We start from the raw sequence: 25513 nt of genomic DNA on the forward strand, positions 1-25513 counted from the left end.
AGATATCCTTATTTTCGAAGTTCGAGTGGTCGCAAATTTCTAGCAGCTTTATCCAGAACACCATTCACATATTTGTGTCCATCTTCTGCGCCAAAAACTTTCGCCAACTCTAAAGCCTCGTTTATGACCACTCGATAAGGGATGTCTTGTCGCTCTGACAACTCCCAAACCGCTAGTCGTAAAATTGCACGCTCAACCGGGTCAATATCTTCAACTTCACGATCAATGTGTTTCGCTATTTCTTGATCGAAATTGGTCAAGCCCGTTAATACACCACGAACTAACTCCAGAAAATAAGGTACCTCGACCTTATTGGTATTCATGGTTTCGATAAATTGATTCTCTATGTCTGCCAATTCAGAGCCAGACATTTGCCATTGATAGATAGCTTGCACACCATAATGCCGTGCTTTACGTCTTTGTGATGGTTTCAACGCCATTAATTCAAACTCTCGAACAAATTAACCATCTCAAGCGCAGTAATTGCCGCTTCACCACCTTTGTTACCCGCTTTTGTACCTGCTCGCTCGATTGCTTGCTCGATACTATCGACAGTCAGTACACCAAAAGAAACAGGAACATCGGCATCTAAAGAAACTTGAGCCAATCCCTTAGTACATTCTCCAGCGACGTAATCAAAATGAGGTGTTCCACCTCGAATAACGGCGCCAAGAGCAATGATGGCATCGTGCTGTTTTTTGGCAGCAATTCGCTTAGCAGCTATCGGCATTTCAAAAGCACCGGGAACTCGGTATATTTCAATATTTTTTTCGTCTACACCGTGACGTTTCAAAGTATCAATAGCACCTTCTAACAAGCTTTCAACAATGAAGCTGTTAAAACGCGCAACCAGAATCGCAAACTTGGATTTTCCGGCAATTAATTGGCCTTCATAAGTTTTCATAAAATGTTCCTATTTATGAGCGGTTTCCGCTTAAACTTTTTAACTTTCAATTTTAGACTGAGGAAACCCTCTTAGTGCTAAAATTACTGTTCTGTATCTTCGATGTACTCAACGACTTCGAGTTTAAATCCAGATAGCGCATGATATTTCTTTTCTGGGCTCAACAAACGCATCTGATGAACCCCCAAATCAGCCAAGATCTGCGAGCCAACACCCACATTTCGTAAAGCAGCACTATCATCTGCACGAGGTGACTCGACACCAGTATCTTCTTGTTGATATCGATTAAGTCGATTTAACAGTGACGATTTAGTTTCCTGATTATCGATGATAACGATAACGCCGTTACCTTCTTTCGCAATTCGCTCAATTGCCCGATTTAATGTCCAGCTGGATAATTTGCCGCGCTGCTTGTGCAATAAATCGGTTAATACGTTTGCAACATGCACTCGAACCATCGTTGGTTTATTTTCTTCAACTTCGCCTTTAACTAATGCGAAATGAACACCCTCATCAATTGAATCTTGATAGGTGTGTAAACGAAAGTCCCCGTAGGGCGTTGGCCACTCACATTCGCTAATTTTATCTACCGTTTTTTCGTTTAAAGTCCGATACTCTATTAAATCAGCGATAGTACCCATCTTGAGGTTATGTTCTTTAGCAAAAACCTCTAAATCAGGTCGGCGCGCCATAGTACCGTCTTCGTTTAAAATTTCAACAATTACCGCATAAGGATCAAGTCCCGCGAGCTTTGCCAAATCACAACCAGCTTCTGTATGACCCGCTCGATTAAGCACACCACCGGGCTGTGCCATGAGCGGAAATATATGACCCGGTTGAACAAGATCGGATGGTTTGGCTTCTGCTGCTACCGCCGCTTGAATCGTACGCGCCCTATCTGCGGCAGAAATTCCGGTCGTAACACCTTCGGCTGCTTCGATAGACGTTGTGAATGCAGTAGAAAACTGAGCACCATTTTGCTGAACCATAAGAGAAAGATTCAGCTGCTGACAACGTTCTCGCGTCAAAGTCAGGCAAATGAGTCCGCGGCCATAACGTGCCATAAAGTTGATATCTTCCGGGCGTACCAGGCTTCCAGCCATAATGAGATCGCCTTCGTTTTCACGATCTTCGTCGTCCATCAATATAACCATCTTGCCCTGGCGAATGTCTTCAATCAGTTCAGGAATTGTACTTAATGCCATTAAAATCGCCGTTTTTTTGGTTAGGGTGTGAAATAAGGGGCACGATTATACCAGCCTTCGAGCCGATTATTTAATAAATCCAGACTTTGCTAACAAATCTTTGCTTATTTCGCCGGCGCTATCGCCTGAATATTGAATCAGTCGCTCTAAATACCGTGCGATTTGATCAACCTCCAGATTAATCTCAGTACCGACCTGGTAGTTTGACATGATAGTCTCTTGTAACGTATGCGGCACAATATTAAGTTCAAACTGATTGCCATTGACTTTGTTAACGGTCAAGCTGATTCCATCGACGGTAATGGAGCCTTTATGTGCAATATAACGAGCCAGCTCTTGAGGCGCTTCAATGACAAATCGAACAGACCGAGCATCTTCCCAGCGATTGACAACTTTTCCAATGCCATCAACATGACCGCTGACCAGATGACCTCCTAAGCGAGTGGTAGGCGTTAATGCTTTTTCCAAGTTCAATGGTTGTCCCGCTTGATAGTTTTTAAATCCGGTCAATGCGATAGTTTCGCCGGATACATCGGCTTGAAAAAAATGAGTGCCAAAATCAATAACCGTCAGACAGACTCCGTTGCAAGCGATTGAATCACCCAAGGCAACATCATTCATATCCAGTTTACCCGTAGCAATTTTGAATCGTTTATCGCCACCTTTTGACTCAATGCTCTCGATGGAACCGACAGCCTCAATAATACCTGTAAACATTCAAATTTCTCTTTCGATAATGGTCGATAAAATCTAACTTTTAAACCGATAAGTTAAACGAATATCGTCACCAAAATGGCGACAGTCACTGAGCGACAGCGTCAAAGCTTGCTCCATTGTGTCAAATGGCAACAGAGCCATCGGACGAGCCTGACTGCCCATCAGTTTTGGCGCCATATAAATGATAAGTTCGTCCACTAGCTGCGCCTTAATAAATTCGGCTGCAAGAATACTTCCAGCTTCCACTAGCACTTCATTGCACTCGTTTGTTGCGCATAAAGTTAATAACTGGCTTAAAAACTCTTTTCCACTGCCAGGCACCTGTTTACGTTCAACATGCTCAGGCAGATTAACATCGGGATGTTTATCGCCAACCCACCAGATGGGCGACTCAATAGAAAAGAAGCGTTGTGATAGATTCGCACGAGCTTGTCGATCAATAAGAATACGTACTGGTTGTCGAAAAGCCGAGAAAGCTTTTTTTTCAAATTCTTCACCCAACTCATTGAGACGAACATTCATCGATGGATTGTCGAGTGCCAAAGTGCCGCTGCCGGTAATTATCGCATCGTGTCTGGCACGTAATCGCTGTACATCCCTCCGAGACTGTTCTCCGGTGATCCACTGACTCTCTCCGCTGGCCATGGCCGTTCGACCATCGACACTTATAGCAACTTTCACTCGAACCCAAGGTTTGCGTTGAGTCATACGTTTAATAAATCCCGGATTAAGTAACTCAGCTTCTTGCGTCATTAATCCATATTTCACAGCAATGCCGGCTTGTTTCAACATGTGAAAGCCGCCACCATCAACGCGCGGATTTGGATCGCGCATGGCACAAATAACCTCGGAGATTCCAGCATCAATTAGAGCTTGTGCACAGGGAGGTGTTTTACCATGATGAGCGCAAGGTTCTAACGTGACATAAGCCGTAGCGCCTTTAGCACCGTCTCCGGCCTGACGTAAAGCATTGACCTCTGCGTGTGCTTCGCCAAAAGCCTGATGAAAACCTTCACCGATAATTTGCTCATCTTTAACGATGACACAGCCCACTCGAGGATTGGGGCGAGCTAAAAAGATGCCTTTCTCCGCTAACCGCAAAGCATGCGCCATAATGTTCGCGTCGAATGCAGAAAATTCAGCCATAAAAATGCCGTTTCGCGGAGTTAATAATTAATTAGAAGAGTTGAGTTTGTTGATCTCATCACTGAACTGCTTAACGTCTTTAAATCGACGGTAGACCGACGCAAACCGAACATAAGCCACTTGGTCGAGTTCTTTAAGAGCTTCCATGACTAACTCTCCCAGCAGCTTCGCCTCGATTTCGCGTTCGCCTGTAGCACGTAATGTTGATTTAATTTGCAGAATTGCTTTCTCTAGAGATTCAACACTTACCGGGCGTTTTTCAACAGCTCGCATAATGCCAGCTCTAAGCTTGTCTTCATCAAACGGTTGGCGAGAACCATCGCTCTTCACAACACGCGGCATCATCAATTCGGCAGATTCAAATGTGGTAAATCGCTCGCCACATGCCGCGCATTCTCTTCGACGACGAACCTGACCACCTTCGCTAACTAAACGAGAATCGATCACCTTGGTATCCGAATGGGAGCAAAATGGGCAGTGCATGATATTCCTCAGTATTGGGGTTGTAACTAAGGGCGCCCCAAGACGCCCGAACACAGCCTAGTTTTTATAAACTGGAAATTCAGCGGTAAGTTTAGCGACTTTGTCTTTAACTTGCTGAATGACTTCTTCGTTATTGATGTCGTCGAGAATATCACAAATCCAGCCAGCTAGCATGGCAGCTTCTTGCTCTTTAAAACCGCGAGTAGTGATTGCTGGAGTACCCATTCTCAATCCACTGGTAACAAATGGAGAGCGCGGCTCATTTGGCACGGTGTTTTTGTTAACCGTTATATGAGCTTTGCCCAATGCCGCTTCAGCGTCTTTGCCCGTGATATCTTTATCAATTAAGTCCATCAAGAACAAGTGATTATCGGTACCGCCTGAAACGATTTTGTATCCTCGCTCGATGATCACTTTCACCATTGCTTGAGAGTTTTTAATAACCTGCTTTTGTGTTTCTTTAAACTCATCACCCAGAGCTTCTTTAAATGCTATCGCTTTTGCCGCGATGACGTGCATTAATGGTCCACCCTGATTCCCCGGAAAAACAGAAGAATTAAACTTCTTTTCCAAATCAGGGTTACTTCTTGCCAAAATAATTCCACCTCTTGGCCCCGCCAGAGTTTTATGAGTTGTCGATGTCACAACATCTGCATGCGGGACAGGATTAGGATACAAACCAGCGGCAACCAATCCAGCAACATGCGCCATATCAACCATTAAATAAGCACCGACTTCATCTGCAATCTTACGAAAACGAGCCCAGTCGACCGTTCGAGAATATGCAGAAAAACCAGCCACAATCATTTTGGGTTGGTGTTCTTTTGCTAAGGCTTCAACCTGCTCATAATCGATATAGCCTTCATCGTTGACTGGATATTGAACTGCTTTATAAATTTTGCCCGAAAAGTTAACTGGTGAACCATGCGTTAAATGGCCGCCATCAGATAAGCTCATACCCAACACGGTATCACCTGGCTTTAATAAGGCCATGTAAACGGCTGAATTGGCTTGTGAACCAGAGTGTGGTTGCACGTTGGCATAATCAGCACCAAATAACTGCTTCAATCGCTCAATCGCTATATCTTCTGCAACATCCACATACTCACACCCACCATAGTACCGCTTATGAGGATACCCTTCGGCATATTTGTTGGTCAGGCAAGACCCCTGAGCTGCCATTACTCGGCTACTGGTATAGTTTTCGGAGGCGATAAGCTCAATATGCGCTTCTTGTCGCGCACGCTCATCTTCTATCGCTTTCCAAATTTCGGGATCATACTCGGCGATCGATGATGTGTTTTGTAACATGCTCATGGACAACTTCTCTTTTCAATTCAAGGTTTGGACTTTGCACGCATTTTACCCAAACCAAAACTTAATGTCGTCCGCTTATTCGAATTAATTAGTCCCGATTGAAATAATTGATAGCACGAATTGAAATTCTTCTGTTCGTTGTTATATGTGATGCTTTTTTAGCCGGATTAGTGAAGTAGTTCGCCTTAATCCTCAGCATATTCTCAGCGCTTCGACTAAACTTTAACAATGGCTTATTTTCACCGTCAGTATTCAATTGAGCGCAGGCAATTGAATACAAGCCAATTTTTCGAGGAATTCCCATGAGCTACTACAACATCATCTACCGATTTCAATTGGCAGACAATGATATTGAAACAGTAGGTTTGCAACTCGATGAAAACTCTCTCGTGTTGAAAGAAGGTGACAATAAGAATCTCCCAGAGTGGACCAAACTTCGCTACAAACAATGTTCTAATTGTCCACTCAAACCAACGGAAGTTCCTCACTGCCCAGTGGCCAAGCACTTATCTAAATACACTCAAATGTTCGATAAATTGCAATCTTTCGATAAGGTAAAAGTCCAAGTAAAGAATTCGCAACGCATGGTATCTCAAACCACGAATGCACAAAAAGCGATGACCGCATTCATTGGTTTGGTTATGGCGACGAGTGGTTGCCCTCACACTGCATATTTTCGTCCCATGGCTCGGTTTCATTTACCTCTTTCCGACGAAAAAGAGACAATCTACCGCGTAGTGTCTATGTATTTACTGGCACAATATTTCAAAGATCAAAATGACCAACCTGCGGATTGGAGTCTGCGCGGTTTGAATAAAATCTATGACAATATTAGTACAGTAAATCAGGGTATTGGTGGGCGTCTTCGTGAAGCCACTAAAACCGATACTTCCCTCAATGCTATTGTCGATCTCGATATGTACACTCGTGTCATCCCAGACATGATTGAAGAGTCCCTTTTTGAGATCAGAGATCTATTTGCGGTCTATTTAAATCTAGACAAGGGCAATTATGACTTTAAGTTTTAGTTTTGAAGTCAACGCCTTGCGTTGTTTCTAAAACCAACCATCGATAGCATCGTCGAGTTCTTCTTTGCAAGATTTTAATTGATCGTTATAAATTCCAGCTTGTCGTTTTACTTTGTTTGCCACTTTCATCAACCAAGATTTTTTTTCATAGGTTTTGCGACTGTAGCCCCCTCGTCCCTCATGATAAGCAAGATATTGGTTATAGGCATCCCACTTGGAAATATTCAATCGGCGTTGGGTTTTGTGTGTGTACCACCCAATAAAATGAATCGCATCATAAAAATCATCTCGATCGGCACCAGAGTCAAACTCTTCGCGAAACTCTCCCCAAACTTCATCTTTTGCCTGCGCGAATCCATAAGCCGACGATTTGTAGCCCCATGGAATAACCCACAATAAATAATCTCGCGGAGCTCTCACATCATGTTGAAATCGAGATTCCTGATGCATAATTGCCATCATAACCCATATTGGCGTACCAAAAGTTTCATTGGACTCAACAGCCGCCTCATACCAGTCGGTTTCACCTCGAAATATTTCACACAGGTTATTTGTGTTCGAAGGTCGGTAAGTCGCACAGGAAGTCAATAAAAAGACTCCTGCCAAGCTAGCTAAATAGTTCAAAAACAATTTGGATATTTTCATTCGGTACTTAGGATTATTGGTTCTTTATGCCTGCTCTAACTGACTACTGCAAAAATTTTGCTCAACCTGTACAGTCGCATGAGTAACTTTATATCGTTCTTCTAACATTCGATGGATAGTTTTTAACAATTTATCGCCATCCACCTCTATATTATCGTGAATTCTAACATGCATTGTCATTAGAATTTGCTCATTATTCAGACTCCAAGTATGCACATGATGAACATTTTCAATTTCAGGATTTGCCGATTGAATGTGCGCGCGCACTTCTTCCACATCAATATGTTGCGGCACTCCCTCCAATAAAATATGCACAGAGTCTCTAATCAGAACAACGCCACTGCGCGAAATCAAAGCAGCAACAACAAGAGATAATGCGGGATCAACCCATAGCCAGCCGAATAGATAAATGGCAACTCCGGCAATAATCGCAGCTACCGATCCCAGCAAGTCACCAATGACATGCAACAGTGCACCACGAATATTGAGATTATCGGACTCACCAGAATGCAACATTTTAAAAGTGACCATGTTAACTATTAGCCCAAGCACAGCAATACTCAGCATCACAGGAACATCTATTGTGCGCGGATTTTGAAACCTTTCGAATGCTTCATAAGCAATCCACACTACAATGCATAACAAAAATAAGCCATTCACAAATGCAGCGAGAACTTGATACCGTTGATGACCATACGAATGTTTTTTATCAGGAGGTTGCCGCCCCACAACAAAAGCCATCCAAGCCATTGCTAAAGCCGCGGCATCAGTCAACATGTGTCCCGCATCGGCAAGCAAGGCCAAACTGCCCGACCAAATACCACCTGCAGCTTCGACAAACATAAACGTTAAAATAATAAAAAACGCTTTTTTCAGCGCACTCTCATTATTTGAATGATGATGTGTATGTGCGTGTTCTGTCATAACACCTTAACGAGCCATTTTTCGTTAAATATTCAATATGCAACTTGAACTTAAACGATTACTTGATTTGAATAATTGCTTAAATTACTCGACGAGTGATTTTAGTACAAGACAAAAACAGCATTAACTAAAAACTACTCTATTAAATGTTATCAACCTGTATAACAACTTGTACTTAAATTCGTATTTACCATCGCAAATATCATTAAAAGAAAACACGCTGAGTTCTCACAATTTTTGTCATTTACTGTTAGAATCGGCCAACTTTAAGACAAACAAATGTGAAGCCATGGCACAATACATTTATACAATGAACCGGGTGAGCAAAGTTGTTCCACCCAACAAAACGATTATTAAAGACATTTCTCTATCGTTTTTTCCTGGCGCCAAAATCGGTGTTCTCGGACTTAACGGAGCAGGGAAATCAACCGTTCTAAGAATAATGGCTGGCGTCGATAATGAGTTCGACGGAGAAGCCAGACCGCAACCCGGCATCAACATAGGCTACTTACCGCAAGAACCACAATTGGATGAAAACCTCGATGTGAAAGGCAATGTTGAGCAAGGTCTTGGAGAGGTCAAAGAGTGGTTAAAAGAATTTGAAGAAGTGAGTAACGCTTTTGGCGATCCCGATGCTGACTTTGACAAACTTTTGTCCAAGCAAGCTGAGCTGCAAGACAAAATTGAAGCCGCTAACGGTTGGGAAATCGAGCGCACTCTTGAACGCGCCGCAGAAGCACTCAGATTGCCGCCGTGGGATGCAGAAGTAAAACATCTTTCAGGTGGTGAGAAGCGTCGAGTTGCATTATGTAAATTGCTCTTATCAAAACCAGATATGTTGTTATTGGACGAACCAACCAACCATCTCGATGCTGAGTCCGTCGCTTGGTTAGAGCGCTTCCTACACGACTTTACGGGAACCGTGGTTGCTGTTACCCATGATCGATATTTTCTCGATAACGCAGCAGGCTGGATTCTAGAGCTCGACAGAGGACACGGCATTCCATGGGAAGGCAATTATTCTTCCTGGCTGGAGCAAAAAGAAAATCGCCTCGAAATGGAAGAAAAACAAGAAACCGCTCACCGCAAAGCAATGAAAGAAGAATTAGAGTGGGTGCGATCGAATGCAAAAGGCCGTCAAGCAAAAAGTAAAGCCCGTATGTCACGATTCGAAGAGCTGTCCTCTCAAGAGTTTCAAAAACGAAACGAAACTCAAGACCTTTATATTCCGCCTGGGCCACGACTTGGAACTCACGTCATTGAGGCTAAAGGCGTACAAAAAAACTTTGGCGATAAAGTTTTATATACCGACTTGAACTTCCGCTTACCTCAAGGTGGAATTGTTGGCATTATTGGGCCAAATGGTGCGGGTAAATCAACTTTGTTCAAAATGCTTATGGGCCAAGAATCTCCAGATGCTGGTGAAATTAGTATTGGCGAAACCGTCGAACTCGCCTATGTCGATCAATCACGCGACGCATTAGACGGAGAGAAAACGGTTTGGCAGGAAATTTCTGACGGCTCAGATAACATCACCGTCGGCAACTACACAGTACCCTCACGTGCCTATGTTGGACGCTTTAACTTTAAAGGCAGCGATCAACAAAAATTTATTAAAGATTTATCGGGTGGTGAGAGAAATCGTGTACATTTAGCAAAGTTACTCAGAAGTGGTGGTAACGTTTTATTGCTCGATGAGCCGACCAATGATTTAGATGTTGAAACATTGCGAGCACTCGAAGAAGCATTATTAGCATTTCCAGGTTGTGCCGTTGTTATTTCCCATGACCGCTGGTTCCTGGATCGAATTGCAACACACATTCTAGCGTTCGAAGGCAACAGCGAGACGGTTTGGTTTGAAGGTAATTATGCCGATTACGAAGCCGATCGTAAAAGACGTCTTGGTTCTGATGCAGACCAACCACATCGAATAAAGTACAAAAAGTTGAGTAACGACTAAGCAACTTATCTCAATAAAAAAGCGCCAGTTGGCGCTTTTTTATTTAATCTATCTTTTTAGGCAGCTTCTCTATGAGAGCCAAACATAATGTAGCAAAAGGCCCGAGCAATAAAGATATCAGGAACCAATTTAGACCACTCCGGTTTTTACCTTGCGCGAGAACCGCATTAATTAAAGCAAGAGTTCCCCATCCAGCAAACCATTCTTTAGCTTGTACTAAATCTTCCAATGCAACTTACCTTCTTAACGACTTCTGTTTTAAAGCTATGATTAAATATAATTACTTATTAATGACCTATTTTTCCATCTTTAAAAAGGTAATCTTTTAATTCTTCGTCCAACTTAGGATCGCGCCGACGAATCCATTCCAATACCATTGCTGCATGTTCTTTTTCTTCATCTCTGTTATGTTTTAAAATTGCTTTCAACTCCTTATCTTTACATGCATCCATACGCTGATTATACCAATCAACGGCTTCAAGCTCTTCCATTAACGATGTGATCGCTCGATGCATGTCACGAGTTTCATCCGACAATTCCTCAATCGGTTCGTGGTAACCTTCATTTGACATAAAGTGATTCCTCTTTTGTTATTGTCAACTAGCAACGCTTTTTCTCAAACTGGGCTCTACTCGGTTTCGCCCTAAGGCTTTCGCCTGATATAAAGATTGATCCGCCAAATCAATTTGAGCTTCAACATCATTGCCCGGATTTATTTCACTTATTCCAACCGAAGTTGTAATTGTAAACGCGTGCTCTTTATAGCTAAACGGAAATTCAGCGATAATTTCCCGTAACTTCTCTGCGATAATATAAGCATCACTTAATGAAGTTCTTGGAAAGATTAAAAAGAATTCTTCACCACCCCATCGAGCAACAGTATCTTGCTTTCTAACAGAGTCGAGCAAAAGTTCAGAAACCTTAATCAAAACTTGATCACCAGCATCATGTCCAAAGTTATCATTAATTTGTTTAAAATAATCAAGATCAAGAAAGGCGACAGATACGATATCGCCCTCCCTTTCAGACCGGTCGACTTCGTAACTTAAAACATTGAGCGCATCTCTTCGATTAGACAATTGAGTTAAAGGATCTATTTTTGATAGCTCTTCATATCTTTCACTAACTTCGACTAAATTAGAATAGGCTTTTGCTCTGGAATATTCGTAAATTGCAGAAAGGAATGTAATCGTTAAAAAAGAGTAGACTAATCGTAGTTTAAATTCTTGCGAGTACTCTGCAACCAGTAGCGGATTTCCGGGGATAAACATAATCAGAGAAATAAGAACAAGAAATAATATGATATCTCGCGAGCCACGTTTAAGTCCGTGTATGTAAAGCGTGACTGGTGCAAACATAAAAATCCAGAGAGGACCAGTGTTATTAACACCACCCGCCGCAACAAGATACACCAAAAGAATCATGAGTGCGTAAACAATAATAACCGAAGAAATCAGTGTATTGCCGCTTCGATATTGAAAAACAAATCCAAAAAGAAAAACCAGGGATGAAACCATCAAAGAAAGGCCTAATGGCAAGTTGCCATTAACCAGCGCAGTTCCCCCCATAATTGCAGTGGTAGCCAACCCCACCATACAGAACAAATTAACGATGAAAACCTTTCTATTTTCATCATCAGACTTGTCACTGGAAACACCTATATTACAGAGTTTAATAAATAGTTGTTTTAAGTTCACTCAATAACATCCTTCCGGCTTGTATAACAAGATTAATTTAAAACCGAAACATATGCAAAAGAGAGCGAATATTTAAGAGTCTTTTTGGCTCAGAGCTTTGATTAAAGTGATTTAGTATTATCTCGCTTTGGATCAATATCGCACTCAGGCAGCTCCTTCAACTGGCGAACTGATAGAATAGATGCCTTACAACCAAGTCCAGAAGGGGTAACTTGCCGTTCAAACTCTAATTGCTCAGATTTGCACTTACACTGCAAGCCTTCTAATGTATAGTCCGTTTCCAATACCACCTTGTCCAGATCTATTGGCGTTACGGGAATGAGATCATCATCGTTGGGAAACATTGAATATATCCCAAGAGCAATCAAAGTAATTAAAAGTACAGCTAGTGCACCGCCCAGCAAAGCGACAACAAAGCGCATTGAGTAATCTCCCACTTTCGCTTAATTAAACATTTAAAAGAGTTTCAGCTAGCACGCCTAGGTTGCGATAACACTGAGCTCTAAAGCTGGTTTTACGCCAAATAAAACCTATTTGCCGCTCTGCATTTTCAAAAGGCATTTGCAACGCAACTAAATTGGTATTCTTTAGTAAACCCGCCTCGATCGCCATATCGGGCAAAAAGCTGATACCCTCGCCATCCTCTAGCATTGTCACCAAAGTCGTTAAGCTCGTTGCTTCGAAACGATGTATTTTTTCGGTATTAGAGAGCCGACAAGCTTCTAAAGCATGACCGCGCAAACAGTGCTCCTTTTCCAGAAGCATTAAACTACGATCAGGAAGTTCATCAAAACTTTTCAAATTCTTTAACTTCGCAGCTAAATCTTTGTGCGCAACCAGTTTAAATCTATCTTGTCCAACCTGCATCACATGAAATGAGCCTGTATCAATAGGCAACGCTAAAATAGCGACGTCAACCTCACCTTTCTCGAGCAAACTTAACAGCTGTGCTGTCGTGTCCTCGACAAGTCTCAATCTTAAGCTGGGATATTGATCACGACTCGCTTTTGCTAGTCGCGGTAATAAAAACGGGGCAATTGTTGGTATACAGCCAAGCCGAACATCGCCCGCCATCACATCACCATCCGCTTCGATTAATTTCATCATGTTATGACACTGGTCGAGAATCATTCGAGCCTGCTCCACGACAAGCTCACCCAACGCAGTAAACATGAGTTTCCGATTATCACGCTCAATTAACTGTTGTCCAACTAACTCTTCTAGATTATTGATGGCCACAGATAACGTCGATTGACTGATATGACAGTATTCAGCCGCGCGATTAAAGTTTTGTTCTTTATGCACAGCCAGTAAATATTGCAGTTGCTTAATACTGGGTAAATTCATTAATTCAGCGAAAAGATTATTAGATGATCATTAATAGATTTTACCGAAGATAATAAGTAAAAACCACCCTACCAATGAATTGCAAGTCGAGTTTAGCTTTTATCTTATGAAGGTATTTTGTGTCTACTCACAAATTGACGGAATAGAACAAGCAATCACTCACGGCAATGTCAGCCCGGCAAGTGGCCATAAACAACTTCATCGGTCGTTTTGCAATAATTTTTAAGTCTTTGACCGAAAACAACGAATTGACAACATCCTCTCCAGACTCACTTTTCGCCTGAATACAATCCGTTAAAGTTCGATTAATCCACCCGAGTTCTGTTCCAGCTTCAATTTCTGTGAAGTTAAATCGCTCAATATCTTGCCGCAAAGTAATATCAACATCTCGATTATGATATTCACCATAATCTAATGAAACGCCACTTCGAGCTTCAATACGAAATGGATGATAATAGGTTTCAAAGATCGGCTCATCTAATACAGGCATACTTTCCATTTGAGCAAAATCAACCAATCCCTGATAAGCAATTTTATGGGAACGTGAGTTTTGAGCACCACCGCATTCAATAGTAACTATCGGACAATTAAAATTTTGCTCCATCAAAGATCCGACCACTAAATGGGTTATCACCATGGTTTTAGTGAAAACAGAGGCTAATTGTTTGATGCTCAAGTCATCAGAAACAGAAACAGCAAATTCGGGCCCATTTCCTGACGTATTGTGCAAATCGACAATGAGTGAAGGTGACTTAGACTGGATGTAATGAATGATTTCCGTCGCCAGCTCAGTCACTCCGTCGTGAACCTTTTCTGACGTTAAAGAAACACCGAAACGCCGGTTAAGATCAAATTCACCAGGTACGAATCGATGAGTAAAATAAGGAGGATGACGTGCCGCTCGAACTGAAGAAATGATTATCGCGAGATTGACGGTTGGGCGTAATTGATTTTTTAAAAACTCAAAAACAGCAAAAAAACCAGATGGCTCATTACCATGAATTAACACACTTAAAACGCGCCACTCTGAAGAGTTCTGCCCTTTGAACTCAATAATTGTAGATGTGTCTAACTGCTCAAGCCATCTTTGTGGAGAGTCCGGAATCTTCAACTGTTCAGCATTAATAATTTTGAGCATAAACCGAACCATTGCTCTTTTGTTTAAGAAAAGTCATCTTAATAATTGATTGCCCACTCACTAACAGGTAAGTCGGATAACTGAAATTCAATATATCTTTCAAACATTAGGCGACATGCATCTTCTTTACTGTGCTTGCTACATAGATTTTCAAAGATTTGCTTTTGCCAACGCGCACCTGTCACTTGATTTTCTAGACGCTTAGCAATAATTGATAAATAATAATCACTTTCGTCTTCAGCTATCCCCAGAAGCTCAAGCCCTCTCTTAGCTACAGGTAACATAGCCCATAACACTTCTATTATAGACATTTCTTTCGCTTGATGTTTTTTGGGGTCCGTCCATACAATCTGCGCATCCAACCCTTTTTGTGCTGCTCTATAAAAGTTATATTCAGCAAAACGAAATGGCATAACAGCAAGAAAATCACGAATACTATCTTTCAATCCCATAGCTAATCCCGTCGCAAATGCAACATTAGCCACCATGTCACGATTTGTTGGTCCAGCAGGTAAAGATCGCATTTCTATACGAACATGTCCTCCATCCGATGGACAATACACAGGACGATTCCAAGGCCAAGTGGTCCCCATATGCAATGCTAATTCTTCATGCTTTGGTGTTCCGCCTTGATTAAATACACCCAAAGGATTCTCCTCGGATAATATTGCAAATATGGGAGGATATAAAGCTACCGATTCAGCGAACAACTCCCAAGGACCATCGCGAACCCAACCATGCCCAAATGAAACTCGAGACGGTTGTCGCCATTCAACCGTATTTCTTAAGCGGCTATCAATAGACTGTTTAAACAAAGCTATTCGAGTCTCATCCCACAACTTTTTTTGTAATAACATGGGAGAGTTTGCAGCTACTGCAATTACCAAAGGTGTTGTTAACTGAACGGCATTAAAAACATTAGCAAACTCATCCAGCTCACACATTAAGTGAAATTGAAATGATGTATTGGCTCCCTCGAGAGCAACATGGTCACATGTTAAAAACAATTCATCATCGCCATGAATATTTACTTTAAAATGCTCACCGCGCATTTTATAAAGTTGGTTCGATAAAGCTCGATATCTCGCAATGTCAGTCATAGAGTCAGAACTTAGATCTCTATTTTGCAATGTCGGCAATATACCAATGGGAATGATTCGCGCGTCAAAGTTGGCAGCTGAACGCCTTAGCTTACCAAGATAATATTCCATTTGAGCTTGTAAACTACTAAATGCATTTGCATCAAGATCCAGTGGGTCAAAATTAATTTCTAAATTGAATTTATTCAGTTCCACTGTAAAATTTTGAGTTTTCGATGCTTGAATAATATCTTGGTTAATCGATAGTGCATTGCCATTCATATCGACAATGTAATTTTCAAGTTCTGCACCAATTTTATGAGGAGCTTTACCAAAACTAGGATCTTGCAATTGAAGCTTTAATACCTCGAGCGACTGGTAAAGCCGTTGTGAAAAATTTAAATAATCGCTCTCACTAAAGGTCTCATTCTTTATCGCAAGTCCCATTTATGCTCCTGATATTAAATTCTTATAGCGGATTTAACTATTGCGATTAATGCTATTGTTTAACAATTCTACTGAAACTAATCTAACAGCATTTATGATCCAGATCATCTTTTACTCGATTGACTGAATTTGCTACATTTATAAATGTGTTACACGAACCTTTCCAAACCAAATGAATGAACAGTCCGATAGACGACATTTTCAAAGAGTGAATTACGACCGCAACGCTCAGCTGGAAATCAATGGGATTAAAGCGCTATGTGAGATAGTTGATCTATCTTTGAATGGCGCCCTGGTGATGTTATCCGATCCACATTCTTTTACTTTAGACTCAAAAGGAGCTCTTAGTTTTGATCTGGGTGACAAAGAGCATTTTGTTAAAATGGCGATTTCCATTGCACATATCAATCAAAATAAACTAGGTCTGCAATGCGAAAATATTGATATCGAAAGTGTGAGTCACTTAAGAAAGATTGTAGAACTGAATTCAGGTGATCCCGAGCTTCTGCAACGGGATCTTGAATCTCTCATGCACGGATGATTAAGAAAAAATATTTTGCAATGCATCATCCAACCGTTTAACCCCAATAACCTCCATATCAGCAATTTTTGTTTTCGGTCTATTTCCTTCTGGAATAATTGCACGCTTAAACCCATGCTTTGATGCTTCTTTTAATCGCTCCTGACCATTTGGCACCGGTCTTATTTCTCCTGCTAAACCAATCTCTCCGAAAATTATCAAATCTTGATCTAGCGGCTTATTTCGTAAACTAGAAATAACCGCACTTAATAATGCTAAATCGGCACTGGTTTCCATAACACGAACGCCACCAACAACATTCACAAAAACATCTTGGTCGTGCGTTGCAACGCCACCATGACGACTCAAAACTGCCAATAACATCGACAGTCTATTTTGCTCCAGACCAACTGTAACTCGTCGGGGATTACCTAAATGAGATTCATCAACCAACGCTTGAACTTCAACTAGCATTGGACGAGACCCCTCCCAAGTTACCATAACGACGCTACCAGCAACCTTTTGCTCAAATCGAGATAAAAAGATCGCGGACGGGTTTTTAACTTCTTTCAAACCAAGTTCTGTCATAGCAAAAACCCCCAATTCATTAACCGCGCCAAACCGGTTCTTAACAGCTCTTAGAATTCGGTATCGACCATCTCTTTCACCTTCAAAGTACAAAACCGCATCCACCATATGCTCTAGTACTCTCGGTCCCGCAAGCGCACCATCTTTGGTGACATGCCCAACCATAAATAAAGCGACGTTATTCTGCTTTGCGTATCTCACTAATACCGCAGCGCTCTCTCTAACTTGAGCAACACCACCCGGTGCGGATTGCAACTGTTCGGTATAGATAGTTTGAATAGAGTCAACCACCATAATTTTGGGCTTTTCTAATTTTGCTTTCGCCAAAATAGACTCAACCTGAGTTTCGGTAAGAAGCTTCAATTCAGTGCCATCAAGCTCTAAACGATGGGCCCGCATAGTGACCTGCTGCAATGACTCTTCGCCCGTGACATATAGAGTCGGCAACTGTTGACTAAGTAAACACATTGCCTGCAAAAGGATGGTAGATTTACCAATTCCTGGATCACCACCAATTAAAATCACCGATCCAGGAACTAATCCTCCTCCCAACACCCGATCCAGTTCAGACAATTGAGTTCCCACCCGAGGCACTTCCTGTAAATTGACCTCTGACATTTTCTGTACTCTAGACTGTTCACCAGCATAACCTGCAAATCGCTCTGAACGAGCAGACTTGGCTTCTACAGCATTCTCAACCAACGTGTTCCATTCACCACAGTCCGCACATTGTCCAGCCCATTTAGGGTGCGCAGAACCACAACTATTACACACGAACTGAGTTTTACTTTTAGCCATAATTGCTCTTTATTGGTCTCTAAATTCATTTCAAATGCACTACACTTAATCTGTATTGAGATTACGTAGACATCGAGGTGGAGTTTTTGCCTGAAAAAGACAAAAAAACGATTGTTACTCATTATAAGAGCATGGGCCGGCATGGGAAACAGCTTGTTGAAGAAGAAGTAAAACCAGGTTCAGATACAGCTGCATTTCTAAGCCGAATGGAAATGCGACGCTTAGCAACGCCTTGTAACATTGCAATCGATATGCGCGGCAAAGTGCCAGCCGAGTGCGAGGCGTATGAATTCCAGGGCTTAGTTCATTACATGGATGAAAAATGTATCGAAATATTTGAAATAGAAGCAGCACGCTTCGATGGAAAATATACCGTTGGCGTATTTGAAAAAGTTCAATCAGCCGAGCACACCCATAAAGCGAGGTCCGAGCGAGAAGCGAGAGAGAGAATTGCAGCGCAAAAAGCAAAAGAGCTCGCCAAGAAAAAGAGTGGCCCTAAAGATGCATTGTTTCAAAAACCTCAAGCCAATGCTCTACCTCTCCAAAAATCAGAGAAAAGCATAAATCAAGAGGCTCCAAAAGAGGAAACCGAGTCGGAAGTTACAGATATTCCAGCAGACTCCAGCATTCAACTCATTCCATTTGGTTACCGAAGTCAACGAAAGGAAAATCGATTAAACTACAGCTCTGATGTACAAGTTTTTTTACCTGGCGATCGCGAAGTTACGGGTAAAACCAGCGATATTTCAGTCACCGGAATTAAAGTCAGCTTAGTTACCAATATTGAAGCGTTAGAAGCAGGCGTTGAAGTTCGAATTAAATTTATAGCAATAGAGAAGCAAAAATCTGTCGATTTTGGAAAAGTCGACTATCGACTTATAGCTCAAGAAAAGGATCATCATGGAAGAGTTCAACTTCGATTAGCAAGGCGCGATCAATCCGATAATGAGTCGTTTAATTCATTTCTTATCGATTTTATCCAATCGCATCGTTCACGTTATAAAATTGAGCTCGAAGACAAGTTACTCTCATTATATGCACGAGCTTATGAAAGAATTTATACTGCAGCTGCGCCAATCGCTAACAGCTTATTAGGGTTATCTAAAAAAGGAGCACAGTCTTACTACACGGCCATTCGAATAGGAGAGCATGGTGAAATAAAAAAATCTTTATTAGGTGCCATTACAAGTCAATTACCTTATTTGATAAAAAAAGATATTAAAGATCAATCTTTGTTAATCGAGACTTTTTTAGTACGAGGAAAAAAGGAACAGTTGATTTACTGTGCAAATCGAGATGTTCTAATAAAGCAGGATTTATTTGATACATTTTTATCGGTTGGTAGCTTAAGTCAATTAATCGCTCGAATTCACGTCTCACTGCAATCCGTTAACACTCAAGATTTACGAACTTTAACTTCCATACTTAATCCTCTCAACGAAGTCGACCCTCCTTCATGCGATGAAATTATTAAGAAGTGGGAAAAAGTAACTCACATTGCTTACTTCTCGCTCATTGAAGAAAAAGTTAATCAAGACAGTCGTCTCAATGAGTCCAATGAAAAATTAGACCAATTAAAAGACTACCTCGTGACCAAAGAACCAGAAAGGGTGTGGCAACTTGGTTATAGAAATGAGCGAACAGAAAATCGCTATAAATATTCAACTCCAGTAACAATTAAAGCCGATAAACAAACTTTTGAAGCTGAAAGTATTGACTTTTCGCCCTCTGGCATTCGCCTCAAAGTTAAAAATGTACAGTCTATTCCAACAGCACTCGAAGTCAATCAAATGATAAAGATTGCGCTACCTGAAATGCAGAAGATTGCGAAAAAGTCAGCTAAATTAACTGAGCTATCCTATCGAATTATTCAGTGGCACCCGCATCAAAAGTCCATCAGTTTAAAACGAGACTTTAATATAAGGGATCATCACGGAGAAAAGTTTTTTACCCGATTAATAAATGCCAATAAATCGAAACTCAGTGAATGTATCGAAGATTTAGAGTTTACTTTAGTGTCAGAAATGGTGGAGTCACTAATAAGTGCATATTTGCACGGTATTCCGCTGTTTTTAAGGCGATTTCCTGGCGGACGTTTTTCTGTCGATTGTGCTGCAGCGACTGAAAACGCAAACGAACTTTTGTGGCGTTTCAAAACAAATGATAGCTTCGACTTTTCTTCTTTGAATCAGGAAGTGTTTTTTGCCTCAATTCTCAAAGGAAATCTGAGTCGTCGGGGGCAACTCACAAAAAAGCTGTCGACTCGACTATTTGTGACTTTTCCACCTGCCAACTCAGAGGATAAATCATTGTCGATTACAGCCGAACAAGATATGAAAGATACTCGAGAAATAGCGAAGTTTATTTTACGTTCACGAAAGGATAAAAACTCGCGTATTTTAATGGCTCAGTTTTTACCTCCCCCCTATATAAAACTTGATGAATTTAGTGAAGAACTCAAAGAGATTAGAACAAATTCATCCAAAAAAGCACTTGAATTTGAGCAAACAATGCAAAGTCTGGTAGCAATACTCGATATTGAAGACGTCACCAGCTTTTATCGTTAACGCCTAAATTAGACCAATTATGGTTCAAGTCTCACAGAGCGATTGCTTTTTTCGGTACCCTGAGTAAGATCAGTTAACGATTGTAAATTTAAAATTACCATGTGGACTCCGACATCTTGGCAATCTATGCCTCAAGAGCAACAAGCTGATTATCCAGATAAACAGCAGTTGAACAAAACAATTGAAGAGCTCAGTTTGCTGCCTCCATTGGTTAGTGCTAGTGAAGTTTTAGAGCTTCGCGAACTAACAGCTAAAGCAGCCATAGGAGATGTTTTCTTATTGCAAGGCGGTGACTGTGCGGAGTCCTTTATCGACTGTAATCAGGCATCTATTAATCGCAAACTGCAACTTATCACCCAAATGAGCCTTCTGATGATGTACGGGCTAGGTCAACCTGTCGTCCGAATCGGTAGGATGGCGGGACAGTATGCAAAGCCTCGCTCGGCTCATACAGAAACGATAGACGGCACTAGTTTGCCAAGTTATCGCGGTGACTTAATAAATGAAGTCCTCTTCTGCCCAATTAAACGAGAGCCCGATCCAGAGCGGCTTCTAAAAGGATACAGTTTAGCGTCACTCACACTTAACTACATTCGAACGAATAATAAAGAGCAGATAGATCGATTCTGCGAGCCTGAACGATGGCAATCAGATGCAATGGCTTCTTTACGCCAAAAACCAGAATATGAAAAGACAATTGAGGCTGTCAGACACTCATTTTCTATGTTGAAAGCTCTATCTCCTGGCTTATCAAAATCACTCGATTCATTTTACACCTGCCATGAGGCACTGCACCTACACTATGAGCAAGCACTTACTCGTAAAGTTGGGAACAAGTGGTTCAATCTTTCAACTCACATGCCATGGGTGGGCATGCGCACTGCAAAACCAGACTCTGCGCATATTGAATACCTTCGTGGCATCGAAAATCCGATTGCGATTAAAGTTGGTCCGAGAATGACCCAAAAGTGGCTCAGTAATATTATAGAGCGATTAAACCCAGAAAATTCGGCTGGACGTATAACACTGATAACTCGATTGGGCAGTGATAAAGTTGCCAAACTATTACCGCCTTTAATAGAATGCATCAAAGATAGGAATTACGCCGTAACTTGGGTTTGTGATCCTATGCATGGAAATACCAGAGTGACTAAGAAAGGAATTAAAACTCGTCATCTGACTGACATAGTTTCTGAAGTTAGGCAAAGCCTCGAAATTCATAAGAGCCATGAAAGCGTTTTGGGAGGCATTCACTTAGAATTAACTGGCGAAAATGTAACAGAATGTATCGGCGGAGTTTGCTCTGTTTCCGAGAATGACTTGAACAGAGCTTACCGAACACTGGTAGATCCAAGGCTGAACGCCAGCCAGGCGACTGAACTAGCCTTAGAAATGGTGAAAATATTTAAACAAATAAACCTAAAGTCGGACCAGCTTTCACAAAACAAGCTAAATTTTTAGATCGATTTTTGAGCTACAATCAGTTACACTTATTGAGATTAATGTTATAGAGAGGAGGTATTTATGAACAGTTTAAGTCAATTGCTTAAATCTCTGGTTGTTTTTATCGGCCTCTCGCTGTCTGCAGCGTCATTTGCAGAAAGCTCGATCGAGAGCAGCGAAAGCGGTCTTGATGAGCAACCAGCAAGCCAATGCTTAAAAGATCTTCAACTAGAGGAAAAATTAGAAATGATTGACGAGGAAACTCGTCTTGCGAAAATTGAAGATGAAAAGAAAAAGGATGCCAACTGGTTTGAAAAAATCGTGAAGCATCACAAGCTTGGCAGCTTGCATTTCCAAGATATCATCGAGTTATTTCACTAGTTACAATACTCAAGCCTACAAATTCCGATCAGTAGCGTTATAATCAACATCACCTAACCCTTATAACCTACTGTGATGGAAGAAAAACCGAAACAAAATCCTAAGCCCACAGCCAAACAAAAACCCGGTATATTCGGGGTCATACAAAGTGTATTAGCCGCCATGTTTGGCGTTCAAAGCGAGAAAAAAAGAGAACAAGACTTTGAAAATGGCAGTGCGCCTGAGTATATATTTATTGGGATCATCATGGTGGCTGCCTTTGTTCTTGGCATTATGTGGTATGTAAGCTCGGTAATAGAAGAATACAAATCCTTGAACTAGAGCATCTTTAAGAGTCTAGAAACGAAAACGCCAACTTCTTAAAGTTGGCGCTTCAGCATAACCTACAACCGGGAAATTACTTTTTAACTGCTTTTGACTTAACTGGAGCAGAGAAAGTTGAAAGGCGCTTTTCCATAAAATCTTTCCATTCAATTGACATTTCTTGACCTACAGAAATCATCGATTGTGCATCTTTCATTACTTTTTCTGAAAGCTCTGCAGAAGCTTTCAATTGCTCTTCTGCAATACCTTTGAAATCGTCGATCGACTGGATTTTTGCTGCTTTGTCCAGTTGGCTCAAACCGATTTTTGAGTACTCGTTAAGTAACTCTAACTGCTTTTCACCTAACTTTTGAGCTTGAGACAAAGCCAATTGATTGAACTCAAGAAGTGGTTCAACAAATGCTTTGCTTTGCTCATTAAAACTGCTTATTGCTTGTGCGAACATATCGATCTCTCCCTTGTCTTTTTAACATTATTGGTTTTGCTGCAATACAGCATAGACAAAAACTTTGTGCAGCGCAATAATCATTCAAAGAATATTTTATAAACAATTTGAAAATGCAATAATTAGCATCAACTTCTTGCGATAACTCATTAATAAATATCGCGTTAATTTATTTTTATGAGCGAATATCTGTAATTTTTTATCGCGACACTATTATTTCGCAGCAAAATGACGTAAAAATGACATTTTCGCATTGCAACATAGCAGACTTACTCAGAACTAACTCCGAAGAGTGAGGGGAAAACATGTCATCGAATAATAACCAAGAAGAATTTTTCAGCTCAATCGAACAGTTAGGTCAGCAAATGATAGAAGCTGGCGAACTAATGCAAAAGAATGCTCAACGTCTTTGGTTTGACATGCAACGCCAAACACTGATGAACCAAGAGATTGGCGAAGCACTGGCTCTTTTAATGCAGCAACCTGATCGCCTACAAGCTTTTCAAAAAGCCATGATCGAAGCTCTAGCTTCAATAAACTCACCTTCAGAAGGAAAAGAAAGAGACCGTCGTTTCAATGATGACGCTTGGCAAAAGCCGGGATTTAAAGAGTTAAAAGACATATACCTCCAGTTTTCAGAAGCAACGATGAGCTTGTTCTCAGATATTCTTCCTCATGATGAAGACAAAAGCCAACGCATACTTTTTTATGTCCGCCAATGGTTATCCGCCATTGCTCCAAGCAATTACTTGATGACAAATCCTGTCGCTCTGCTTGAAACACAGAAGACAGGAGGCATGAATCTAGTCAAGGGTTTGCACAACTATCTAGAAGATATGAAGCGAGGAAAAGGTTTGCAAAACATTCGCATGACAGACCTTAATGCTTTCAAACCTGGAGAAAACCTGGCAATTACTGATGGTAAGGTCATTTACCAAAATGATTTAATGCAATTAATTCAATATACGCCTACCACAGACAAGGTCAGTGAAAAGCCACTATTGATAGTTCCGCCCTGGATAAACAAATATTATATTCTCGACCTCAAACAAGAAAATTCGTTGGTAAAATGGGCCGTTGACCAAGGTCAAACAGTCTTTATGATTTCTTGGGTGAATCCAGATAAGTCTCATGCTGACATGGGATTTGAAGAGTATGTAAAACTTGGCGTTATCGAAGCGCTTGATGCCGTAGAACAGCAAACCGGTCAATCTTCAATTAACACTCTTGGTTATTGCTTGGGTGGAACATTGCTGGGTACTAGCTTAGCTCTCCTAAAATCGAAAAATGATAAACGGGTTAATTCAGCCACATTCCTGACTACCCTACTCGATTTTGAATATCCTGGAGAATTAGGATGCTTCTTATCTCAAGAACAGCTCGATATTCTTGATCAACAAATGGAGAGCGAAGGCATTTTAGATGGAAGAGCTCTCGCTATGGCTTATAACATGTTAAGAGAAAATGACCTTCACTGGTCTTATCATGTTAATAACTACCTATTGGGCAAAGAACCCCCTGCTTTCGATTTACTCTACTGGAATTCAGATGCAACGAACTTACCTGCCGCAATGCACAGCTTTTATCTTAAAAATATGTATTTGGAGAATAAACTAAAAGATCCTGGCGGTATTTCCATTGATGGTGTTGAAATCGATCTTCGAAAAATTGATATTCCTTGTTATTTTCTATCGGCTCAAAAAGATCACATCGCGCTATGGAAAAGTACCTTTTTAGGTGCGCAGATTCTCTCTGGTAAAAATGAGTTTGTATTGGCTGGCTCTGGGCATGTAGCAGGCGTAATTAATCCGGCAAACTCAGGAAAATACAGTTACTTCATTAACTCAGATACCAAGAAGCCTGCAGAAGAATGGTTAGAAACAGCAGAACAAAAAGAAGGTTCGTGGTGGCCGCATTGGATGAATTGGTTAACCGAATTAGGCGGTAGCAAAATAGCAGCTCGAGACAATGAAAATGGAAAACTCAAGGCAATTGAAGATGCTCCCGGTAGCTTTGTGCTAAAGACATTAGATTAAGTTAAAAAATTAACCCTCGACCAAGTTCAGTTTATCAAAAGCCTGTTGTTACTAAACAATGCACCAGCAGGCTTTTAACTGCTCACCATAAGTCTTATAACTGGTTAAGCTTACTTCCAGAAAATTCTTTAAATTCTTTTTTATCTACTAAAGTTTATCAGAGTAAGGCTCAAACCTATGAGCAAAGAAGCCAGATTAACTCAATATCAAGCCATAAAAGACTTCATGTAGAATAACCTACAGTGACTTAAAATTGATTACTCAGCAAAAATCTTGAAGAGAAATTATCAAAGAAGACTAAATTAGCAATAAAAAACCTCAACACGAGAAATGCATTGAGGTTCTTTTAAACTGAAGTAATGACTCTCTTTGAA

Annotated in this window: 26 protein-coding genes; 8 read left to right on the forward strand and 18 right to left on the reverse strand. The window is 41.0% G+C overall.

The window, feature by feature from the left end; all coding sequences use genetic code 11:
• Window positions 1–8: 8 nt before the first annotated feature.
• From nusB to glyA, 7 genes are all read right to left on the reverse strand, one after another.
• Complete coding sequence (gene nusB, locus FAX86_RS03335; protein WP_144391913.1) at window positions 9–440, reverse strand: transcription antitermination factor NusB; 432 nt, start codon at window positions 438–440, stop codon at window positions 9–11.
• Entirely contained in the window at window positions 440–904 is a 465-nt protein-coding gene (ribH, locus tag FAX86_RS03340) for a 6,7-dimethyl-8-ribityllumazine synthase (protein ID WP_144391914.1), read from the reverse strand. The genes nusB and ribH overlap by 1 nt, the downstream gene beginning before the upstream one ends.
• An 83-nt stretch (window positions 905–987) precedes the next feature.
• On the reverse strand, window positions 988–2109 hold the full coding sequence (gene ribBA, locus FAX86_RS03345) for a bifunctional 3,4-dihydroxy-2-butanone-4-phosphate synthase/GTP cyclohydrolase II (protein WP_144391915.1): 1122 nt from the start codon (window positions 2107–2109) through the stop codon (window positions 988–990).
• Between the two features lie 66 nt (window positions 2110–2175).
• A complete protein-coding gene (locus tag FAX86_RS03350; RefSeq protein ID WP_144391916.1) occupies window positions 2176–2826 on the reverse strand; it encodes a riboflavin synthase in 651 nt (216 codons plus the stop codon).
• A gap of 33 nt (window positions 2827–2859) precedes the next feature.
• On the reverse strand, window positions 2860–3972 hold the full coding sequence (gene ribD / locus FAX86_RS03355; protein WP_205859095.1) for a bifunctional diaminohydroxyphosphoribosylaminopyrimidine deaminase/5-amino-6-(5-phosphoribosylamino)uracil reductase RibD: 1113 nt from the start codon (window positions 3970–3972) through the stop codon (window positions 2860–2862).
• A 27-nt stretch (window positions 3973–3999) separates the two neighbouring features.
• Window positions 4000–4455 (reverse strand): transcriptional regulator NrdR, encoded by a 456-nt coding sequence (gene nrdR / locus FAX86_RS03360; protein ID WP_144391917.1) that lies wholly within the window; start codon window positions 4453–4455, stop codon window positions 4000–4002.
• 57 nt (window positions 4456–4512) lie between these two features.
• Window positions 4513–5766 carry a serine hydroxymethyltransferase gene (gene glyA / locus FAX86_RS03365; RefSeq protein ID WP_144393182.1) on the reverse strand — a complete coding sequence of 418 codons (1254 nt, stop codon included), beginning with the start codon at window positions 5764–5766 and terminating at the stop codon, window positions 4513–4515.
• Between the two features lie 308 nt (window positions 5767–6074).
• Here glyA and FAX86_RS03370 point away from each other — a divergent pair, with 308 nt between their 5' ends.
• The gene (locus FAX86_RS03370; protein WP_144391918.1) at window positions 6075–6800 is read left to right on the forward strand and encodes a DUF6901 family protein; all 726 of its coding nucleotides are present in this window, start codon (window positions 6075–6077) and stop codon (window positions 6798–6800) included.
• Between the two features lie 27 nt (window positions 6801–6827).
• Here the strand turns inward: FAX86_RS03370 and FAX86_RS03375 are convergent, their stop codons facing one another.
• Window positions 6828–7445 carry a transglycosylase SLT domain-containing protein gene (locus FAX86_RS03375; RefSeq protein WP_144391919.1) on the reverse strand — a complete coding sequence of 206 codons (618 nt, stop codon included), beginning with the start codon at window positions 7443–7445 and terminating at the stop codon, window positions 6828–6830.
• 24 nt (window positions 7446–7469) lie between these two features.
• On the reverse strand, window positions 7470–8369 hold the full coding sequence (locus FAX86_RS03380; protein ID WP_144391920.1) for a cation diffusion facilitator family transporter: 900 nt from the start codon (window positions 8367–8369) through the stop codon (window positions 7470–7472).
• Window positions 8370–8658: 289 nt separating this feature from the next.
• Here FAX86_RS03380 and ettA point away from each other — a divergent pair, with 289 nt between their 5' ends.
• A complete protein-coding gene (ettA, locus tag FAX86_RS03385; protein ID WP_144391921.1) occupies window positions 8659–10329 on the forward strand; it encodes an energy-dependent translational throttle protein EttA in 1671 nt (556 codons plus the stop codon).
• Between the two features lie 43 nt (window positions 10330–10372).
• Here ettA and FAX86_RS03390 read toward each other — a convergent pair whose 3' ends face one another.
• From FAX86_RS03390 to FAX86_RS03420, 7 genes are all read right to left on the reverse strand, one after another.
• Complete coding sequence (locus FAX86_RS03390) at window positions 10373–10558, reverse strand: hypothetical protein (protein ID WP_144391922.1); 186 nt, start codon at window positions 10556–10558, stop codon at window positions 10373–10375.
• A gap of 58 nt (window positions 10559–10616) precedes the next feature.
• On the reverse strand, window positions 10617–10901 hold the full coding sequence (locus tag FAX86_RS03395; protein ID WP_144391923.1) for an encapsulin-associated ferritin-like protein: 285 nt from the start codon (window positions 10899–10901) through the stop codon (window positions 10617–10619).
• Between the two features lie 24 nt (window positions 10902–10925).
• Entirely contained in the window at window positions 10926–12026 is a 1101-nt protein-coding gene (locus FAX86_RS03400) for a GGDEF domain-containing protein (RefSeq protein WP_144391924.1), read from the reverse strand.
• A gap of 101 nt (window positions 12027–12127) precedes the next feature.
• Window positions 12128–12448 carry a hypothetical protein gene (locus FAX86_RS03405; protein ID WP_144391925.1) on the reverse strand — a complete coding sequence of 107 codons (321 nt, stop codon included), beginning with the start codon at window positions 12446–12448 and terminating at the stop codon, window positions 12128–12130.
• Window positions 12449–12473: 25 nt separating this feature from the next.
• Complete coding sequence (locus tag FAX86_RS03410) at window positions 12474–13373, reverse strand: hydrogen peroxide-inducible genes activator (RefSeq protein ID WP_144391926.1); 900 nt, start codon at window positions 13371–13373, stop codon at window positions 12474–12476.
• 127 nt (window positions 13374–13500) lie between these two features.
• Window positions 13501–14511: a M14 family metallopeptidase gene (locus tag FAX86_RS03415; protein WP_144391927.1), complete on the reverse strand. Its 1011-nt coding sequence runs from the start codon at window positions 14509–14511 to the stop codon at window positions 13501–13503.
• A gap of 38 nt (window positions 14512–14549) precedes the next feature.
• Complete coding sequence (locus FAX86_RS03420) at window positions 14550–16037, reverse strand: glutamate-cysteine ligase family protein (protein ID WP_144391928.1); 1488 nt, start codon at window positions 16035–16037, stop codon at window positions 14550–14552.
• A 172-nt stretch (window positions 16038–16209) separates the two neighbouring features.
• Here FAX86_RS03420 and FAX86_RS03425 point away from each other — a divergent pair, with 172 nt between their 5' ends.
• Window positions 16210–16578 (forward strand): PilZ domain-containing protein, encoded by a 369-nt coding sequence (locus FAX86_RS03425; RefSeq protein WP_144391929.1) that lies wholly within the window; start codon window positions 16210–16212, stop codon window positions 16576–16578.
• On the opposite strand, the gene radA is transcribed toward FAX86_RS03425, so the two are convergent.
• A complete protein-coding gene (gene radA / locus FAX86_RS03430) occupies window positions 16579–17943 on the reverse strand; it encodes a DNA repair protein RadA (protein WP_144391930.1) in 1365 nt (454 codons plus the stop codon). It lies immediately after the preceding gene.
• An 86-nt stretch (window positions 17944–18029) separates the two neighbouring features.
• On the opposite strand from radA, the gene FAX86_RS03435 reads away from it, so the two are divergent.
• From FAX86_RS03435 to FAX86_RS03450, 4 genes are all read left to right on the forward strand, one after another.
• Window positions 18030–20510: a PilZ domain-containing protein gene (locus FAX86_RS03435; RefSeq protein WP_144391931.1), complete on the forward strand. Its 2481-nt coding sequence runs from the start codon at window positions 18030–18032 to the stop codon at window positions 20508–20510.
• A gap of 99 nt (window positions 20511–20609) precedes the next feature.
• A complete protein-coding gene (locus tag FAX86_RS03440; RefSeq protein ID WP_205859096.1) occupies window positions 20610–21971 on the forward strand; it encodes a 3-deoxy-7-phosphoheptulonate synthase class II in 1362 nt (453 codons plus the stop codon).
• Between the two features lie 63 nt (window positions 21972–22034).
• Complete coding sequence (locus FAX86_RS03445) at window positions 22035–22334, forward strand: hypothetical protein (protein ID WP_144391933.1); 300 nt, start codon at window positions 22035–22037, stop codon at window positions 22332–22334.
• A gap of 75 nt (window positions 22335–22409) precedes the next feature.
• Window positions 22410–22655, forward strand: coding sequence for a DUF2970 domain-containing protein (locus FAX86_RS03450; protein ID WP_144393183.1), 246 nt, complete (start codon window positions 22410–22412; stop codon window positions 22653–22655).
• Window positions 22656–22731: 76 nt separating this feature from the next.
• Here the strand turns inward: FAX86_RS03450 and FAX86_RS03455 are convergent, their stop codons facing one another.
• The gene (locus FAX86_RS03455) at window positions 22732–23103 is read right to left on the reverse strand and encodes a phasin family protein (protein ID WP_144391934.1); all 372 of its coding nucleotides are present in this window, start codon (window positions 23101–23103) and stop codon (window positions 22732–22734) included.
• Window positions 23104–23408: 305 nt separating this feature from the next.
• On the opposite strand from FAX86_RS03455, the gene FAX86_RS03460 reads away from it, so the two are divergent.
• Entirely contained in the window at window positions 23409–25139 is a 1731-nt protein-coding gene (locus FAX86_RS03460) for a PHA/PHB synthase family protein (RefSeq protein ID WP_144391935.1), read from the forward strand.
• Window positions 25140–25513: the final 374 nt, after the last annotated feature.

Source organism: Pleionea sediminis (genome assembly GCF_007570825.1).
GTDB lineage: Bacteria > Pseudomonadota > Gammaproteobacteria > Enterobacterales > Kangiellaceae > Pleionea > Pleionea sediminis.

Bases quoted from the DNA above. Each gene is read 5' to 3' on its own strand.
- nusB (WP_144391913.1), bottom strand. From the start codon at position 440: ATGGCGTTGAAACCATCACAAAGACGTAAAGCACGGCATTATGGTGTG.
- ribH (WP_144391914.1), bottom strand. From the start codon at position 904: ATGAAAACTTATGAAGGCCAATTAATTGCCGGAAAATCCAAGTTTGCG.
- ribBA (WP_144391915.1), bottom strand. From the start codon at position 2,109: ATGGCATTAAGTACAATTCCTGAACTGATTGAAGACATTCGCCAGGGC.
- FAX86_RS03350 (WP_144391916.1), bottom strand. From the start codon at position 2,826: ATGTTTACAGGTATTATTGAGGCTGTCGGTTCCATCGAGAGCATTGAG.
- ribD (WP_205859095.1), bottom strand. From the start codon at position 3,972: ATGGCTGAATTTTCTGCATTCGACGCGAACATTATGGCGCATGCTTTG.
- nrdR (WP_144391917.1), bottom strand. From the start codon at position 4,455: ATGCACTGCCCATTTTGCTCCCATTCGGATACCAAGGTGATCGATTCT.
- glyA (WP_144393182.1), bottom strand. From the start codon at position 5,766: ATGTTACAAAACACATCATCGATCGCCGAGTATGATCCCGAAATTTGG.
- FAX86_RS03370 (WP_144391918.1), top strand. From the start codon at position 6,075: ATGAGCTACTACAACATCATCTACCGATTTCAATTGGCAGACAATGAT.
- FAX86_RS03375 (WP_144391919.1), bottom strand. From the start codon at position 7,445: ATGAAAATATCCAAATTGTTTTTGAACTATTTAGCTAGCTTGGCAGGA.
- FAX86_RS03380 (WP_144391920.1), bottom strand. From the start codon at position 8,369: ATGACAGAACACGCACATACACATCATCATTCAAATAATGAGAGTGCG.
- ettA (WP_144391921.1), top strand. From the start codon at position 8,659: ATGGCACAATACATTTATACAATGAACCGGGTGAGCAAAGTTGTTCCA.
- FAX86_RS03395 (WP_144391923.1), bottom strand. From the start codon at position 10,901: ATGTCAAATGAAGGTTACCACGAACCGATTGAGGAATTGTCGGATGAA.
- FAX86_RS03405 (WP_144391925.1), bottom strand. From the start codon at position 12,448: ATGCGCTTTGTTGTCGCTTTGCTGGGCGGTGCACTAGCTGTACTTTTA.
- FAX86_RS03410 (WP_144391926.1), bottom strand. From the start codon at position 13,373: ATGAATTTACCCAGTATTAAGCAACTGCAATATTTACTGGCTGTGCAT.
- FAX86_RS03415 (WP_144391927.1), bottom strand. From the start codon at position 14,511: ATGCTCAAAATTATTAATGCTGAACAGTTGAAGATTCCGGACTCTCCA.
- FAX86_RS03420 (WP_144391928.1), bottom strand. From the start codon at position 16,037: ATGGGACTTGCGATAAAGAATGAGACCTTTAGTGAGAGCGATTATTTA.
- FAX86_RS03425 (WP_144391929.1), top strand. From the start codon at position 16,210: ATGAATGAACAGTCCGATAGACGACATTTTCAAAGAGTGAATTACGAC.
- radA (WP_144391930.1), bottom strand. From the start codon at position 17,943: ATGGCTAAAAGTAAAACTCAGTTCGTGTGTAATAGTTGTGGTTCTGCG.
- FAX86_RS03440 (WP_205859096.1), top strand. From the start codon at position 20,610: ATGTGGACTCCGACATCTTGGCAATCTATGCCTCAAGAGCAACAAGCT.
- FAX86_RS03445 (WP_144391933.1), top strand. From the start codon at position 22,035: ATGAACAGTTTAAGTCAATTGCTTAAATCTCTGGTTGTTTTTATCGGC.
- FAX86_RS03450 (WP_144393183.1), top strand. From the start codon at position 22,410: ATGGAAGAAAAACCGAAACAAAATCCTAAGCCCACAGCCAAACAAAAA.
- FAX86_RS03455 (WP_144391934.1), bottom strand. From the start codon at position 23,103: ATGTTCGCACAAGCAATAAGCAGTTTTAATGAGCAAAGCAAAGCATTT.
- FAX86_RS03460 (WP_144391935.1), top strand. From the start codon at position 23,409: ATGTCATCGAATAATAACCAAGAAGAATTTTTCAGCTCAATCGAACAG.